14 protein-coding genes and 2 pseudogenes are annotated in these 17,416 nt (G+C 45.7%); 8 read left to right on the top strand and 8 right to left on the bottom strand.

Annotation, left to right across the window (positions count from 1 at the left end):
- The first annotated feature begins 19 nt into the window (after nt 1-19).
- Complete coding sequence (locus ACQ4M5_RS21680; protein ID WP_017291667.1) at nt 20-568, top strand: CHASE3 domain-containing protein; 549 nt, start codon at nt 20-22, stop codon at nt 566-568.
- Here the strand turns inward: ACQ4M5_RS21680 and ACQ4M5_RS21685 are convergent.
- Both ACQ4M5_RS21685 and ACQ4M5_RS21690 read right to left on the bottom strand, forming a co-directional pair.
- Nucleotides 556-1,902: a hypothetical protein gene (locus tag ACQ4M5_RS21685; protein WP_086371078.1), complete on the bottom strand. Its 1,347-nt coding sequence runs from the start codon at nt 1,900-1,902 to the stop codon at nt 556-558. The two genes, ACQ4M5_RS21680 and ACQ4M5_RS21685, sit on opposite strands and share 13 nt — an antisense overlap.
- Before the next feature lie 9 nt (nt 1,903-1,911).
- Nucleotides 1,912-2,040 (bottom strand): annotated as a pseudogene (locus ACQ4M5_RS21690) (transposase); the annotation flags it as partial.
- Nucleotides 2,041-2,320: 280 nt separating this feature from the next.
- On the opposite strand from ACQ4M5_RS21690, the gene ACQ4M5_RS21695 reads away from it, so the two are divergent.
- Nucleotides 2,321-4,483 (top strand): recombinase family protein, encoded by a 2,163-nt coding sequence (locus ACQ4M5_RS21695; RefSeq protein ID WP_017291662.1) that lies wholly within the window; start codon nt 2,321-2,323, stop codon nt 4,481-4,483.
- A 121-nt stretch (nt 4,484-4,604) separates the two neighbouring features.
- On the opposite strand, the pseudogene ACQ4M5_RS21700 reads toward ACQ4M5_RS21695, so the two are convergent.
- From ACQ4M5_RS21700 to ACQ4M5_RS21710, 3 genes and pseudogenes are all read right to left on the bottom strand, one after another.
- Nucleotides 4,605-5,279: pseudogene (locus ACQ4M5_RS21700) on the bottom strand (IS5 family transposase); the annotation flags it as partial.
- A 65-nt stretch (nt 5,280-5,344) separates the two neighbouring features.
- Entirely contained in the window at nt 5,345-6,133 is a 789-nt protein-coding gene (locus tag ACQ4M5_RS21705; RefSeq protein WP_148664758.1) for a hypothetical protein, read from the bottom strand.
- A 517-nt stretch (nt 6,134-6,650) separates the two neighbouring features.
- Entirely contained in the window at nt 6,651-9,713 is a 3,063-nt protein-coding gene (locus ACQ4M5_RS21710; RefSeq protein ID WP_430677756.1) for a GAF domain-containing sensor histidine kinase, read from the bottom strand.
- 286 nt (nt 9,714-9,999) lie between these two features.
- On the opposite strand from ACQ4M5_RS21710, the gene ACQ4M5_RS21715 reads away from it, so the two are divergent.
- From ACQ4M5_RS21715 to ACQ4M5_RS21735, 5 genes are all read left to right on the top strand, one after another.
- A complete protein-coding gene (locus ACQ4M5_RS21715; RefSeq protein ID WP_430677757.1) occupies nt 10,000-10,641 on the top strand; it encodes a ParB N-terminal domain-containing protein in 642 nt (213 codons plus the stop codon).
- Nucleotides 10,642-11,121: 480 nt separating this feature from the next.
- Entirely contained in the window at nt 11,122-12,573 is a 1,452-nt protein-coding gene (locus ACQ4M5_RS21720) for a hypothetical protein (RefSeq protein ID WP_430677758.1), read from the top strand.
- A 292-nt stretch (nt 12,574-12,865) separates the two neighbouring features.
- Complete coding sequence (locus tag ACQ4M5_RS21725) at nt 12,866-13,105, top strand: hypothetical protein (protein ID WP_430677759.1); 240 nt, start codon at nt 12,866-12,868, stop codon at nt 13,103-13,105.
- Between the two features lie 255 nt (nt 13,106-13,360).
- The gene (locus ACQ4M5_RS21730; RefSeq protein WP_430677760.1) at nt 13,361-13,759 is read left to right on the top strand and encodes a hypothetical protein; all 399 of its coding nucleotides are present in this window, start codon (nt 13,361-13,363) and stop codon (nt 13,757-13,759) included.
- Nucleotides 13,760-13,827: 68 nt separating this feature from the next.
- The gene (locus tag ACQ4M5_RS21735; protein WP_430677761.1) at nt 13,828-14,202 is read left to right on the top strand and encodes a hypothetical protein; all 375 of its coding nucleotides are present in this window, start codon (nt 13,828-13,830) and stop codon (nt 14,200-14,202) included.
- A 123-nt stretch (nt 14,203-14,325) separates the two neighbouring features.
- On the opposite strand, the gene ACQ4M5_RS21740 is transcribed toward ACQ4M5_RS21735, so the two are convergent.
- The 3 genes from ACQ4M5_RS21740 to ACQ4M5_RS21750 form a co-directional block, all read right to left on the bottom strand.
- A complete protein-coding gene (locus tag ACQ4M5_RS21740; protein ID WP_430677762.1) occupies nt 14,326-15,081 on the bottom strand; it encodes a hypothetical protein in 756 nt (251 codons plus the stop codon).
- A 306-nt stretch (nt 15,082-15,387) separates the two neighbouring features.
- Nucleotides 15,388-15,972, bottom strand: coding sequence for a DUF6166 domain-containing protein (locus ACQ4M5_RS21745; protein WP_430677763.1), 585 nt, complete (start codon nt 15,970-15,972; stop codon nt 15,388-15,390).
- A gap of 247 nt (nt 15,973-16,219) precedes the next feature.
- Nucleotides 16,220-16,429 (bottom strand): hypothetical protein, encoded by a 210-nt coding sequence (locus ACQ4M5_RS21750; RefSeq protein WP_430677764.1) that lies wholly within the window; start codon nt 16,427-16,429, stop codon nt 16,220-16,222.
- 326 nt (nt 16,430-16,755) lie between these two features.
- Between ACQ4M5_RS21750 and ACQ4M5_RS21755 the strand changes: the two genes are divergently transcribed.
- Complete coding sequence (locus ACQ4M5_RS21755; RefSeq protein ID WP_430677765.1) at nt 16,756-17,157, top strand: hypothetical protein; 402 nt, start codon at nt 16,756-16,758, stop codon at nt 17,155-17,157.
- Nucleotides 17,158-17,416 lie beyond the last annotated feature (259 nt).

Genomic DNA, 17,416 nt, shown 5'->3' on the forward strand with positions numbered 1-17,416 from the left:
TGACCCTTATGATAAGGCTATGCTGCTTGCACTCTCCCAGTCCCTATTCCGCCGGAGATTGACTCGTGCGATCGCTCTGCCGATCGTGCTATTGTTGCTGCTTTCTGGGATGTCTATTTGGCAAATCACTCGGTTGTTGTCTGCGCTGCGTTGGGTCGATCATACCAATCAAGTGATTTCCCAAGCGAACACGACTCAGAAGTTGCTACTGGACATGGAAACGGGGCTGCGAGGATATTTGCTGACAGGAAGGCAGGATTTTCTGGAACCTTACGAGCAAGCAAATGCTGAGATCGATGCCAACTTGAGTCAGTTGAGGAACCTGGTTTCAGACAATCCCAGCCAAGTCCAACGGGTGGATCAACTCGTTGTTGACTCTCAGCAATGGAAACAACAAGTTTTGACCGCGCTCGATCGCAAACAACGGGGTGAATCGGAACCCTTCAGTGCTCTAGACCGTCGAAAACAAAGCTCGGATCGAATTCGGCAGCAGCTTGCCAGATTTATTGCTACCGAGGAACAACTGCTGTTCCCACGCGATGCGCAAGGAGTGCATCATGAGCGCTGAAAACCGGGAATATGTGGGCATTTGAGAAACTCAGCAAGACTCGAAGAGATGCCAAAAAATTGGACTTTCCAATTCACCGCTTTCCCCTGCAATTGATTCCGTTTCAAGCGTTGCTCCCAACTCAAGCGGCGATGGGCGCGTTGCTGGCGAGTGAGCAAGGGTTGAGCTGAATCGATAGCTTGGCGATGAGCAGAAACTGCTTCAATCTGAATCTGATTGCGTTCTAGATTGCATTTTAGCTTTCGTCGAAACTGAGTGGCTGGAATGTCTGTCCAGATGATCGCTTGTGTGCCAACGTTCAGTGCGGAAAGGCTTTGTTTCACAATAATTTCTGGCACTTCTGCAAGGAGTGGTGGCGTTGGCAGTTTTGCACGAGTCACCCAGATCCGACGACCGCGTGTGTTGGCTGAGCGATCTGCATGACAATGCTGAATGACTGGACAGATTCGGCAAATGGTGGCTTTAATTCCAAAGACCAATTGCATATCGCCTACTCGGTTGTAGCGCACCTCTTGACGATCCATCTGATGTCCAGCAGGGCACTCAATTGCTTCATCATCAATGATCTTAAAATCTTTACCAGAGTACTTATGACGGCTCTGTCCCCAGCCTGGAACGGCAACCATTGCTCCATACTTGGGAGAAGGTGCAAGTTGTGGGTTAACGGTCGGTGTGGATAGCAAAGATTGGGGAGCAATGGTCGGGGCTGAGCACTCTTGAGTTTCTAGCTGGTCTAGAGCAGGCGACCAAAGCGTTTGTCGGATTTGACGTTGGGCTTGGGACTGCCATCCTGCTTGAATGCGCCAGTTCCACACCCATTGGCTTAAGATTTGCCAGAAGCTTTGTCCTTCTGGCTGCCAGCTACACCAACGGTCGCAGTCTTGCTCTCTATCCTCTTCAGATAGCGTTTGCTCAAATCCACCTCGCCCATTGTAGAGACTGAGGACATCTGCTGCACTAAAGCAAGAGGGCGGTAATGAGGTCAGGAATAGTTCGTAGAGGTACTTACCCTCACACTTGCCGACACTGGGCTTCTGCTTGGAGAATCGAATCAATCGCACAATGATCAATCGCATCGGTTCAAGGTAGCCGCGACGAGTGGCATCCAAACATTCAATATCAAACAAATCGCGGGTGATCTCAGGACTATCAGGGTGAAGGTATTGTTGTTGAGGAGCGGTCGCGAGAATCGCTTTGACGGTTGGCTCTTTGAGCAGATGATAGTCGCGACAGCGAGTAATATACGTCATCTGGCGCTGTTGCAGAAGGGTAACATAGTTCGCACCACCATACAGCCCATCTAAGAGGGTGTTTGAAAAGCCGGAGTCGGTCAAATTTTATGCCAATCGCCTGACCATGATCCGAATCATTGCTAAGTAAATCCAAGTTTCTGAAGTTTCTGGAAGTAACTCATAGTCTCGAACTAAGCGACGACAGTGCATCAGCCAGCCCAGAGTTCGTTCAATCACCCAGTCAGAATACCGCCCTAAACCCGAAGGACTCAGTTTGCCCTATTGTAAGTATTGAAGGGTTGTTGCGGTTAGTGATTTTCGTGGCACAGCACCGGGCAACTCAGGACTTAGACGCACAAGCAGGTGTCGTATGCCAGGACAGCCCATTCCCCCCCGTCTCAACCGCCAGCAGTCCATCAACTGTGGTTTCAGTTATCCCTTGCCCAACGCCAACGATTAGTAGCCGTTCTCACCGAGATGATGAGCGCTCAGATCACTGCTCTGGAGCAGGAGGAACATCATGAATCCTAAACGTGAAGCTCACAACCGCCGCTCTGAGAAGATTGACGATCTGCATCTCGACCGATTAGCAGTTGTCTATGTGCGACAATCAACCCTCCAACAAGTCCTAGAGCATCAAGAATCAACCCGACTTCAGTATGGCTTGGTAGATCGCGCAGAAGCGTTAGGTTGGCAGCGCGAACGTGTGCTGGTGATTGATGAAGACTTAGGCAAGTCAGGAACAACTGCCGTGGGGCGCAGCGGGTTTCAGCGCCTAGTGGCAGAGGTCAGCCTGAACCATGTGGGACTAATTCTGGGCATTGAAATGTCGCGCCTCGCACGCTGTTCGAAAGACTGGCATCAATTGCTGGAAGTCTGCGCGTTGTTTAGAACATTGATTGGCGACCTCGATGGGATTTATGATCCGAGTCAGTACAATGACCGATTGTTACTCGGACTCAAAGGTACAATGAGTGAAGCTGAACTTCATGTCCTCAAAACCCGTTTGCTCGAAGGCAAGCTCAATAAAGCTCGACGTGGAGAATTGCCATTCGACCCACCCATCGGGTATCTCCGTCGCCCGTCTGGAGAAGTGATTTTTGACCCCGATGAGCAAGCTCAACAGGTGGTGCATTTGATTTTCCGAAAATTTGAGGAAATTGGGACGCTGAACGGAGTGCTACGGTACCTGGTGCGAGCGGACATTCAAATTCCAGTGCGAATTCGTGAAGGGATCAATCGTGGCGATTTAGAGTGGCGCAAACCGAATCGAATGACCTTACAAAATCTATTGAAGAATCCAGCTTATACGGGTGCGTATGCCTATGGTCGTCGGCAGCAAGACCCGCGCAAACAACAACCTGGGCGACCGAAAACGGGACGGGTTGTGAATGCACCGGAAGATTGGCACGCTCTAGTGTTTGACCAATTTCCAGCCTATATTAGCTGGGAGCAGTATCAACAGAATCTAGCACGCCTCGCAGCCAACCAGTCCCGTGCTGAAACTATTGGAGCGGCTCGTCATGGAGCAGCTTTACTCTCTGGCTTGCTGGTCTGTCAGTACTGTGGTTGCCGCATGACTGTGCATTACAGTGGTCAGGGAAAAACACACGAATACCTATGCAATCGGCGGTTGAAGGACTATGCCGACAGAGGCTGCCAGCACATCGCAGGTCGTTCGCTCGATGTTGCTATCACTCAACAAGTGCTGCAAGCATTAGAGCCTGCGGCACTAGAACTATCCCTGCAAGCGGCTCAATCTATTGAGCAAGAGCGGACTGAACTTGATAAGCTGTGGCAGCAAAAATTGGAGCGCGCAAATATCGAAGCTGAGCGATCTGGACGGCATTACCGACAGGTTGAACCTGAAAATCGATTAGTCGCCCGTCAACTTGGAAAAGAGTGGGAAGCAAAGCTTGCTACAGTAGAACAAGTACAGGAAGATTATCAGCGTTTTTTAGCTCAAGAGCCGCTGACGCTATCCGAGGTCGAACGCAGTGCTATTCGACAACTTGCACAAGATATTCCGACCTTATGGAATGCAAATACAACAACGAACGCTCATCGCAAAGAAATCATGAGGCAATTGATCAATCGGATTGTCGTCGAAGCACAAGGACAAAGTGAACAGGTAAAACTGGTCATTGAATGGTTAGGCGGATTTCAGAGTGAGCAAATTGTCGTTCGTCCGGTCGCCAGCTTTGAGCAGTTAAGTTACTATCCGCAATTGTGTCAACAAGTTCAAGCATTTGTCGTACAGGGACTTGATGCCGCAGCAATTGCTGCGCAATTAAACCAATCAGGCTTCCGTCCGCCTCGATTACAAGGGGGCTTTAGTCATCAAAGTACATTGGAGCTATTACGACGGTTAGGCTTGCATCAGCGCCGTCCGAAAGGATATAACAAAGAGCCGCTTGCCGATGGAGAGTGGTGGATTCCGGGTCTGGCACGTCAGATTGGCATTCCCGATGGCACACTGTATCAGTGGGTAAAGCGAGGCTGGATTGAGGGACGCAAGCAGGAAAAACCGCCCTATCGCTGGATTATTCGAGCAGACGAAGCTGAAATTGAGCGGCTCAACAAGTGCCGTCAAATGTCTTTTAGTGACCGAATGCGCCAACAGTGGCAAGGAGAAACATCAGTGCTTGCCCAATCCAACGAGAGTGACGATGAACGAACTTAGCAACAAAAGTTGCAATGCGATAGGTTTAGCTTGGAGAAGCAAATAATGAAACAACAATCTAAATCAACAGACTCGAAACATTCGGCTGAAAAAGTTGAGGTTTACAGCGGCAGTCTGGCTGGGTCATCTCCACCACCCACCGCTTTTTGAGTAGAACAAAGCCCTTGGTTTGTTCCGGGCGTAATACGACCTGGACAATCCAATGACAGACGGTGACCACCCAGTGCATAAAGGGAAAGCCATCGAAGCCGCCATCCACCCAAATCGTGTGTAGGCGAGACACAGCTTTGCCGCGTTGTCGCACCCGCTGGAGGACAGTTTTGCCGCCGGCGCGTTCTGGGGTGCTGGCAGCAGTGACAAAGACCCGTAAGATCAATCCTAGCGTATCGACCGTGATGAATCGCTTGCGCCCTTTGATCACCTTACCTGCATCAAATCCGATTGCTGCATGCACTCCTGCCGCACTTTTCACGCTTTGGCTATCGACAATTGCTTCAGATGGGCTCGGAGAGCGCCCGACTTCGATGCGGATGCAGCGATAGAGACGGTCGTGAATGCTCAACCAGGTTCCATCCTTGCGCCAATTACGAAAGTAAGTGTAGACCGTTTGCCATGCTGGAAAATCTCCAGGTAACGCTCGCCACCGCACTCCTTCGACCAAAACATAAAAAATTGCATTGAGAATGTCCCATAAGTCTACTTCTCGCGGTCGTCCGCCAGGTTTTGCATCAGGTAGCAGGTCGCTCAACAATTCATATTGGGCAGGAGTGAGGTTACTGGGATACGATTTACTCATGTAGCTCTCTCGGTGCTGTGCTTTTACGTATTTACAGCTTATGACCGGAGAGCTTTTTTACAGCCTCAATTGTCTTTTAAAACATCCTCTAAGCGCAACAGCGCTGTCACGGGTGAAGTAGATCGCGCACAGTAGCGCTGAATTACGGTGCAAGATCGCTTGAGGTCTTCTTTCGAGTTACAGTTCCCAGCTTCTGCAAAGTTCCCCAACCATTCACGAGTATGTGCCTGCTCAATCGTGGTCCGAGTCCGAACGGCTTCCCCGCGTTTGCGTCCGGCATATCCTGGCTTACAGGCATTTCGACTTCGACGCTTCAGCACAGGATGAGTATTTTGAGTCAGTAACACTCGATGCCGAACAGCCTTCGTCGTGCCATCGACATCAAAGACCATCCATCGCTTGCCACTGCGGTCTGTCACGCCCAATTCTGGGTCGATGGGTGAGTGTTCAAGTAGGGCACTCTCAAAAAGTTCGCGTAAAGCTTCAACGGCATCATTATCGACATCAGCGAGGAATCGACTCAAGGTAGAAGCAACCGGACAATGCTGCCGACCCCAGACTGACATCAGCACAGATGCAACACTACTCAATTGTTCAAAAAATGCTTCTAAACTCGTCAAACCGCTCACCGCATAAGCTAGTAGTAATAGCACAAAGTCGCACACTTCATACTTGCCCACCCGTCCTCGATTCACATGCACCTGTTGCTGCAAGCGCTCTAGTAATCCACAGTGTTGCCAGTATTGTCCTAGCAGTAAAGCTTCTGCGAACCAAGTTGGAATGGCAGGATTGGCTTGCTCAGTGGTAGTAACTTCTAAACCTGCTACAGTAAGACTAACATTCTTTTCAGACATCGTTGCCTGCCTCCAAGCCGTGCAGTTGATATCTTTTTCTATCGCATACATTCATCCTTGAAACCGCTTCTACATCTCGCTCTTAGCGTTTCTTCATGCACTCCTTGCGCATCGCGTGGGGGTATTGTGCGACGATTACCGGTACTTGTCCACTTTTGGTGAAGCGAAGTTGCGATCGCGAACCAGCATAACGTGCTTTCTGGGTTTCGGACTGTTTGAATTCTCGGATTCACCAAAATTGGACAAGTGCCCAGCGACATTGGCGGGTGACGACAGCCAGGAATCCTGCCTCACTATCCGATCATACGTGTCGCGACAACTATGATCGAAGCTAAGAGCCAGACACAGCGCTGAATTCAGGCTGTTGTCATTTAGGAGTATTGTCTCTCGATCGTACTTTTAGAACAGGATTTCTGGCTGTCGTTCCGCCGATCATGCTTGTCATTTAATAGTTCTCAAACTACTTAACGGAGTAGTGCTAGTTAAATTGATGGATACCATTGAACGATAGCAAGCATCAAGAATGTATAGGAATTTGAATCACAAATTCTGTGCCTTCACCGATCGCTGATACCGCGCTCAATTGTCCTCCATGCTTCTCACGGACGATCTGATAGCAAATGGGAAGCCCCAATCCTGTCCCTTTGCCTTCCGGTTTTGTGGTGAAAAAGGCTTCAAAGATTCGCTGTTGTACTTCATACGGCATTCCAGCACCATTATCCTTGATCCGAATTACTGCATCGTTGTTTTCAATGCTGGTTTGGATAGTAATGCAATTGGGGTTTACTTCTAACTCTGAATAGCTCTTGCCTCGATTTGCTTCTTCTAGAGCATCGATCGCATTCGCAATTAAATTCATAAAAACCTGATTCAGTTGACCTGCAAAGCAAGGCACTTCGGGTAGATCACCATAGTCTTTGATCACTTGAATGGCTGGATGTTCGGGAGTTGCTTTCAAGCGATGCGAGAGAATCATGAGGGTCGAATCAATCCCTTTGTGCAGATCTGCAAGTTGTTTCTCGCTGCCATCCATACGGGAATAGTTTCTCAACGATTGCATGATCTCTCTAATTCGATCCGTTCCCAGTTTCATTGAGCTAATCATTTGGGGTAGATCTGCGATCAGAAAATCTAAATCGATCGCGTCAATTTCGTTCTCAATCTCTTTGCCAGGTTGAGGAAGAGCTTCACGGTATAGTTGGACTAACCCAATTAAATCTTCAACTGCCTGCTTTGTATGGTTGAGATTTCCTGCAATAAAGCCGACCGGATTGTTGACTTCATGGGCGACACCTGCGACAAGTTGGCCCAAGCTCGAAATTTTCTCAGTTTGAATCAGTTGCGCTTGCGTGTTTTGAAGATCTTGAAGAGATTTTTCTAGCTGTTGGGCGCGTTCGCGTTCGCGAGCTTCGGAAGCTTGTAAAGTTCGGTAGAGCGTCGCATTTTCGAGAGAGATAGCAATCTGTGTAGAGAGCAGAGATAGAACTTTTAAGCGATCGCGGCTAAACGCTTCTGTTGTTTGCTCATTTTCTAGGTAAATAATCCCTGATAGCTTGCTTTTGTGAGCAATTGGAAAACAGAGAATTGATTTCGGTTGATGTGTCAATACATAGGGATCAGCTGCACAGATTGGCTCTTTGGTAGCATCATGAATCACTAGCCTCTGTTGAGTGCGAGCCGCATACTGGACAATTGATAGAGACAGCATTTCCTCAGTGAGCGGCTGAAGTATAACATCTGTATGATCGCTATTTCCTTGAACCGCGATGTTCCAATGATCTTCTTCGGGCAAAAGGATCGCTCCCCGCTCTGCTCCAGCACTCTCCAGGATTACTTTAAGCAAGCTTTCAAGCAGTCTATCGAGTTGAATTTCCTGGGAAATAGCTTGAGATGCTTTCAGAATAGTGCTGAGGTCGAGAATCTGGGTGCTGCTAGTGCTAGTTGAAGAAATATGAGTGATCGATAAGGTTTCATCTGCAATGTGCGATAGCTCAACGCTCGAGTTTCCTAAAACTAGAAGATGTGGGTAGTGCTGTTCTAAATCTGCAACTTTAGTAGAGGCTCCCCAAGATTGATAGAGATGATATGCCTCAATCCAGTAAATTTGGGCAAGCTTCTCTTTTCCTGTAGTGATCCAAAACTTCGCAGATAGCTCATTTGCTAATGCCGAATCTTGCACAAATCCATTCGTTTTTGCAAGTGCGATCGCCTCATCGTAGAGGTCGATCGCGGTCATTGAATCATTTTGCAATCGGGCGATCTCTGCTTCGACTAATAGATATTGATGCCGAAAGTTCTCTGGGCAGGTCGCTGACCAAATTTCCATCTGCTGTTGGTTCGTTATGATCTGCTGCCAGTATTCACTCTTCTGCAGCTCACTCGCAGTTAGATACAGGGAAGTTAAAATCAGCGAGTCGTAAAAAATGAATTCAGCAAGCGAGATACAGCCTGGGAGATAGTTAAGCAGGTGCCTTGCTTGCCCGATCACGTGATGAGCATCCTCAAAACAACCATAGAGATACAAAACTTGAGCTTTGAGAATCTTGAAAAAGCCGATCGCAGCAAAACTCGATCGTGCCTCACACGCTGCTAAATATTCAGTCTCGCTCAGTTCTTTCGTTACAAACTTGCATTGTCTAACATCACATTCTTGTAAACTGTGAAAGATTAGCTGACAGGCAAGCAGCATATCTTTTGCAAGCTGATTTTGTGTTTGCTCTGTAAACGCTAGATAGTTGAGAAGCTTGTCTTGCAGGGAATCTAAGTCGGCTCCTTGGTAGAATAAATTAATCACTTGATGGGCAATATTGTAGCCCGCAAATTGAAGTTCGCCAGACTCTAAGCCAGCCTGATACCCTTCCATGAAAATTTCAGCATCTTCTTTGAGGGGTCTAATCCAATGATTCACCGAACCACCAACAACCACGCAGCCTTTACACTTTTCCGCTTGATTGTTAAATCTTTCGCTAACCTTCAGGCTGAGTTGTCCGAACTGATAGCCTGCTCGATAGTCACCGAGCATTGATCCTAGAATCAATCCATACTCAGAATAGCCATAGGTAGATTCTGAAATCACCCCATGTTTCAGAGAAAGATTGACTAACTTCATCACACAAATCAGCCAGAGATCATGATTTGAAAAGTAAGTCGGCGCTCCTAAGGTTGTGAGCAATCTTGCAGCGGCTCTTTTCTCTGGAATCATCATTTCTGGCTGATCTAATAATGCCGGAATCTTTTGCTGGGCGAGTTGTGTTTTCGCGATCGCAAGCTCATCTTCAAAGGCTTTGTATAACTCTGATTCAGGAATATCAATCTCGAAGGATGAAAGTGCTACTCGTCCAGTCTCGATCGCGGGTTGATACTTCCCCTGCATGGTGTAGAGAACAATCAGCAGTTGGTAAATTTCTGCTTTCTCAAGGGCAGATTTTGCTTGTTTCAAGGTCATTTCAATCAAGCGTTCAGACTGCTCGAAATTACCCAATAGATATTCAATTTCTGCTTGCTCTCGATGTAGGGTAAACATCAATTCATAGTGTTCTGACCAAGCTGTTTCTGTGAGATGGTTTATAGCATGAGTCAAAACTGTAAAATTCTTGAATTCCAATTCTTACTAAACAGATAGATTAGAATTGTTATGCAACGAAAAATTAGATCGTGGAAGCGAAGCAGAATGGAACATCCACTTCTACAACGTTCAAACGATTGCAAAGATTTAAGTTTAAGTGTTTCTCTATATCGTCAAAGCGTCTCTGCTGTAAACGAACAGCAGCTATACACAGAGATCGTTCACGCTAAAACAGTTCCTGAGACAATCAAAAGTCCAACACAGGTCCGCAACAGGCTCACCACTTTCAAACAACGTCTAAATGAAGAAAAAAGTTTTGCTCGAAGAAGCAACAGCGACTGAGTTCACAATCAGAATCGAGGCACATTTCCGTCTATCGATTAAAACCGATACAGCGATCGCGCTTTTGGCGCGAAAGTGGCACGTCGATGTTGAAAGGTCGGGATCCTTCGTCACCCCGTATTTTACAAGCGAAAGCTGGAAGATTGCCCCACACAAAATCCTGAAACCAGTTGAAATTGCTGACATTCTTGAACATCTGCTCGATCAACCACTCGTCGACCTGCTGCGGCAAGCAAAAGCGCATCCACTTGAAACTGGATATCTAGCGTTTAACGCAAGCACCGATCCAGAAGTGCTGCGATCGTGGACGCTACAACACTACAAAGCGTCTGGAATCGATCATCCCGACTCACTCAATCAAATTCGGCAATCCCGCCAAATTCAGTATGAAGTTGTAAATCTCGATCAAATACGACCAGATCCGGCTAATTTGATGTTTTCTAGCTCAGAGCATATCAAAGCTTATTCAGAACTCATGCAAGAAGGAGTGCAATTTCCACCCTTGGTCGTGTCGCGTCGCTATCACCTACTAGGAGGCTATCATCGTTACGCCGCCCTTCGAAAAGCGCAAATAGCTCAACACGGCATCATCAGGCTGTAAAGACTGCGGCTCTTTTGATCAACCGCTTACGAGAGCAGTCGCTCTCGTAACTTCCGATGCAAATTTCTCGGTTAAGAACGTGCAGCTTCAGGTCTTGCTTTAGCAAAACTCCGGCGTTTTCATCGGATAAACCCCTGTTTTATCTATGAATTCGTTTTATCTATGAATTCGTTTTATCTATGAATTAGTGCGGGTAAGGAGTTCGTTGATTATCTTAGATGCCATTACTTCAGAGGCATTGGTCAAAGATATCATCACCTCCAGCCGAGTCCCGACAGGAATTTGATTTCGGGAAGTTCGATTGCTTGTGACCTTTCTTCTAGATGTCTAGAGAGTTTGTAAAAAATTCAACGCAAACTAGAGGGCAGTTATTATTGCAATCGATAGAATGGAAAGAAATTGAATCAGAACAGCAACTCTATAGCATCACTTGCGAACCTGGTCCTATTTAACTCTTTCTCTCTTTAACCTCTGCTGTCGATGAGTTACCAAGCTGTCAATTCGAAATTACAAATCATCGATCCTCGCATCCTTCTGCTTCAGGCAACCGAGCTACAGCAGGATGCAATTCGTACTGAACTCAAGCACAAAAGCCAAAATGGACGACAAGATGTGGAGCAAGCGCTCTATTGTGCGGACTGTGTGACAGATTTACGGTTAAAGACGATCGAGGAATTTGCTCAATATCTAGAAGACAGCACGTTACGGGTCGCTTACCGAAATTCGTTCGAGAAGACGCCGCACTTTTTTCACATTCACCAAAGTTCTCAAAAGAAGCTGTACTGCAGCACCTATCGAGCAGAAAATGAGTTGATCGGCGTGTGGCAAAGTACGATCGCGATCTCACTTCAACAGCGAGGATTTGAAACCGATGCGATCGTTGGATCAAACCGAGTCAGTGGAACACATCCTCAAACCCACCGCAAAGTGATTTATCTACTGAAAACAAAGTATCAAAATCGGGATACCTTAATTCAGGAATGCGATCTTTACCGAAAGCAGGGATTCGACCAGGTCTATCTCAATTTTGGGCATCCAAAAAAGGACAGATTTAACGCAAACCCGCCTGGAGGAGAAAATTTTTGGGTTCATCAAGCCCGACATTGGCTCTTGAAAAATTCATGGGTTCAAATCGCGTGTATCTCTGGAGGATTAAAGGATGCACTCCGCATCGACTCAATCTCGCCCACGATGATTCCAGATCAAAAAATTAAAGACCCAGAGCGGCGCTGCGATTTCTTCCAGCGATTACAGGAGGCAAACCGACGCTATTGGCAACAAATCTACGCCGGGCGGATCTATTTTGGGCTGTTGATTCAAATCCAGCACCCAATTTTCACCTGGGTCATCTGTCTCTGCTGTCGCAAAATTTTAGATCCAACAAACATTCAGAGTGCCTACTATCAAGAACGAAATCGCATTGCCGCAAAATTAAGAACCAAAAAGCTTGAACAGAAAAGGCAACAACAAGAAGAACAAAATCGGGTTGCTGCAGAATTAAGGAAAGCAGAACTTGAGCAAGAAAGGCAACGCAGAGAAACTCAACGGCTTGCCGCAGAAGCTGCAATAAAGCAGAAAATTGAATGGCTTCGCCACAGTTATCTATCTCGATTATTTATGACACAGCGCTCAAATCACTTTCTCAGTGTCAAAGAAGTAGAAATTGTGCAGCTAAACGGAGAAATAAAAATTCAGTCACTGATTGATCAGCACGGGCAGCGGCACCCAGTCTCAACAGTTTACTGGGTCGAAACAGAAAAGCTACCAAGAGACTATGTCCTCGTTCGAGTGAATGAAAGTCTAGCTATCGCGATTGAAAAACGATGGCATCTTTATCGCGATGTGTATGTGCAAATGCTGACCCTAGACTCAGGTGTGTGTATGATTGGACGAATGACACGCGTTTCGGTGAAAGATGTCCACGCACTATAGAGATCACTTCGTGCACGTAAATACTGATTAGGCTTCCTGCGAAATGAGTAGGAAGCCTAATCTTTTCATTTGTTCCGGTTGATATAACGACATCAAAATAGCTGCAAGAGGTTAAGTGCCAAATGCCAGAGTTTGCCAAGTTCAACTGACCGTTGCTTTAACCATCCGTCAACCTCAACAATATTAGAAGTCGCTTCGGTAACAGCTTCAAGAACTAGTCAGAGAACCACTATTTGTCGATCGAGAAACGGAAGAGTTTCAAACACCACCAACCCGTTTCATTAGCTAAACAATGAACCAAACCAAAATTGATCAAATTTTCGATCGTGCAGCGACCCTCAACGTTACACTCAACCACAAACCTGCAGTTCTTGCAGGTCGCCTACTTCCATTCGGCTGGGTTTGCGCTTTAGACGGCAGCGAAAAGTACGAATGGAGCTGGGACACAATCGGACGAATTGTCAATCAGGGTGGAAATTTCAGGACCCAATTCACTTACGAGAAAAAACGCTTGAGAGTCGTAGAAAAATGACCTTTACAGAGAAGCTGATAGATGGACAAGCTGTCATCATTGAGCGGTGCTCGTGTATGGACACCATCATGGACGTGCTTATCACAATCATTCCCTGTCTGTGATTGAATTCGATACAGTCAAGGCAATGTTGTACTCCAATAATAGGTTTTTCGAGGTTCCCCATCTTCACATCGAAAGATAAAGGCGCTTGACTTAATTTAACAGCGGCGTCTTCCACCGCAAAAAATGGCAAACTGACAAAAGGAAAGTAATATGCAGGACGTATTCGATCTACGAGAAGACCAATATGAAGAAGAAAAACAAACCCTTCAAGTTACAACAGATCGTTATGCTTGGACGATCCGGCAGCCGATGGAATCTGATTCAGATCAGCCAATTCGTCCTTGGTTCGGTAAAGTTGTGATCCAGCCGAATGGACTCGTTTATATCCACAACTTTAACCGCATAACTAAAGAAATTGACGATGACTTCAATGCAACTGCACTTGTCAAAGAAGCTGACCTATTCGAAGATTACGAAGCATCTCTCAAAGCCTATAGAGGTGAGATCGAACAAGAAATTGAAATTCTCAAGCAAGAAATCCTGGATCGAGAACATGATATGTATTGGACAGATCAACAGATCAAACAACAAAGAGAAATCAAATCCTAATAAACACACAGAGCTAGGCGAGATCAATCCCGACCCAGCGTCGCTGTCACCCACACGAAGATTTCACAATGAACAGCCTTAATATTGCACCAATCGTCACTTATCCGAAAACAGCAAAACTTGGTTTATCCTACATTGTTGAGATTGATATCGCGCCATTTAATCCTAAAGATTGGACATACGAGGAAGAAGAATATCCAATTTATTGCCTTATGGATTCCGACCTGTTTGACTGCAAACCAGTTAGTGAACCGACAATTGTATTACATCGTTTTGGTGGAACTTATGGCGCAATCAAATTTCATTGTAAAGTAATGGAAATTGGAGACGCTGATCTGAAGATCACCTTGATCAATCGATACGGCGTACCGTTTCATCAAGTTAAACTCAACTGCTCGATCGCCGATGTAGATTCTATTGGGGTTCAGGGCAACAGCCTTTAACTGTGGCTCAAAACCCTTAGAAATCTAGTGACATGAGGAATTGATATTGACCTTGCTACTCGATTTAGCAATTCCTAGCAACTAGACCCAGCTTTTGGCAATCGCCGTTTCTGATAAAATACGCTACGAGCGATACATTTTAGTTCGCTTAAAATACTCCGGAAAATTTACTTGGAGATCATCAACTTCGCTCAGTTGATTACGTCCATAGTGAAAAATGAGGCAAGATTCAGTTTGATGGGTACAGGTTGATAAATGAGCATCTTGCTCAAGTGATGCTTGCTTCAGGCAGTATGGACACTCGAAGTACCCACACGACATTGTTAAATTTCTGTCGTACCGAACAAACTCGCAAATTGGACTGGGCTGTGCGACTTCTACTAACTCCTTCCACAACACAGCCGCACCTTCCGGTGCAATACTGAGAATCTGTTCATGGCTTGTCTGTAACCAGATTAATGGAAGACTCTGAAGGGGTAGAGCCGCAATTGGGCAGTGTATCCATTGATTTAATGATTGCGACCTGGAGCAAGCAACAATGTTAACCACAGTTGTATACTGTAAGCGAAATCTCCAATCCTGAATAGCAATTTCAAATGGCAAAGGAGAGATTGCTTTTACAATGTCTTGCCATTGATTGGTGTGAGTCCATCGAGTTAAGTGGGCTTGATTTGTGGCAATTTCTGTATATGCCGAGGATTGACGAATTTCTTGCTTGAATCTCCATACCTCAAGCTGCGGAAGATTTCGGCTCAGATCATTCGGTTCAGCCAGACGAATTCCTTGACGCAGGTTGACTAACCACCATTGGTTATCGAGAAACATCAAGCACTGCTGCCGGGGGTTGAGATAGGTTTGAAGATCGTTAGAAAGAGTCATTGCCTTTACTAATCAGGAATAGCTTACACGAAACAATTGTACTATAAATCAATAAGCGCCCCAATCTGAGGTAACTTTAGCGCTCCTACCGACCAATTGGAAATGCATCGTCGTCCACATTTTAAGACCTCACCCAAAACGAACTGTAGCTCTTTGTTTATCTGGAAGGATCACAGCATTGAAGTGAGTTTTAGCAGAATAATGTGGTTAAGATTTTAGATCGAGATCATCTTCAATTCAGTGTGAGATGAATGCAAAATTCATCAAAAAGCGTTGAGATCATTGGTAAAAGCAGGATGAATTAATTTATGTAGCCGCTTTGATCCAATCTCGAATTATTAACTCTGGAAGATCAAAGCAATCAGTCATTGCCCGATCAACGAGAAATGTGCGGGCAAAAGGGGAATGCAGTTCTGCTGCCCGCTTCGATGAAACCGTGTTCTGAAACCACAAAGACGTTCCATAGGCACTTCCAGGAGGAAGAAAGTAAGTCAAAATGTTCAAAGCCAAATCGTGAGGTCCGCTTCCTCCATACCCCCATCCTCCACCACCGCAATTATGTCGTAGTACAAGTCTGGGAACATTATTGAGTTGGTGAGTTCGGCTTGCGCCTAAAGCTCGACAAACCACGGTGCCATTGAACGTTCTTCCCGTATCTAATTTCCACCGTCCAGTTTGTTGTCCGAACTCGTAGCCCGGAGAGTCGTACTGAATCCAGTCGGCGGCTTCAATTAAATTCAACTGTTCTGCAAGCAGGAACGCATCAGTACTGGTATGGCTAGTCCCTAGCCGCTCATCATCCCAAAGCTGAAGCAATTGCTCATATACAACGGCATTAACAAGTGTGGTTCCGATAACTTCTTTAATCTCTGAGGGCTGCTCAATCAGCATTGCAATTCTCCTATGCTTGAAATCTGCTCTCCATCTAGCGATCTGCTTGATTTTTTGCCGCGATACCCGTTCTATCAATGCAATAAGCTTTTTCCGCTTGAAGTTCAATCCTGAACTAGTCTCGCTAATGCATTGGCATCTGGGGTAATGAGAACCATCTTTTCGGATAAATCACGACCTACCCTCTATTATGATGAGTTTTGGCTGCCTGAACCGAATCAAAACTGCCCCAACAAAGAATCGTGGATCACTCGGAACCAAATCGCTTTTCATACAAATCCTGAATCCAATCTGCGGTAGCGCTTTTCCATTTTTCCGATCGAGTACTAGCGTGATTTGCTCGTACCGTTTGTGGCGACATTCCTAATTTTTGAGCTTGACAAATGGTCTTGTCGCTCAAGCGGCAAAGTTTTTTAACGTCTTGCCACGTTACACTCTTTTTTGATTTTTTAGCCATAAATCAGTTCTCGTCATAGAGGCAAGCAAATGCTATCTTGACACAGAAATGGAAGAGAATTTTGTGCTGATCCAAATCCTAAATTCCCAATCAATCGAATTGGTTTTGTCTCGCAGTAATGTTGCTACATACGGGTAAGTCAACAATGAGTCAGGTACGAGTAGTTAACAATTTTACGCAGTTAGCGCTAGGTTTTTAGAAGTTGCTATACAAACAATACCAGTACATAGCAAAAAAATTAGCTAGAACAGATCAAAATATAAACCGACCAAATAGCAGATCGACATAAACTCTAAATGTTCCTCAATTTATGTAAATTGCATCTCATGTCACTTCCCGATTACACACACTACCTTACCGAAATTCAGCAGTTTATTACTCCAATCACTGGGTATGGGCAAGCAACGTGGATTTATTCACAGAGCCGGATTCTGGCAGTTTACCTCCGAGTTAGACCCCGTTTAATCAAAAACCAGTTTCTTTGGGGTGTGGATGTTGCTAACATTCAAGTTCGATCTCACTGGCAACGCAAAGGATATGGAACTCGATTAATCGAGGCAATTCACGCTATCAATCCTCACGGCTTCACGTATGTTGAACTCGCACATCATCCTGGACTACAAAAGTACCTAGAACAATCCGGATGGAGTTGGGATGAGCCGATGGACGACCCCTCTTACTACAAACTAACGCAGTCTCTCAAAACTAAACAGAGATCTGAGCCATAGCAATTTGGAAACACTTATGGATTACGATCGTTGCTCACTAAAAATCTGTAAGGCAGAAAGAAAATCATACAGTAAAGCTTGCTCAAAACCGTCAGTGCAGTTACGAAGGACCCAACAACGAAAACATTAGTGTTCCGATTTAAGTAAAACTAAATATTTAGAAATCGAATGAACACCTGTTGCAAAGAACGAATTGCCGCTCCTGATGTAATATACCTCTACGCCTTTGTGCAACGGGTATACATCAGTTCTGTACAGA

This window comes from Leptolyngbya sp. AN10 (genome assembly GCF_050565645.1).
GTDB lineage: Bacteria > Cyanobacteriota > Cyanobacteriia > Leptolyngbyales > Leptolyngbyaceae > Leptolyngbya.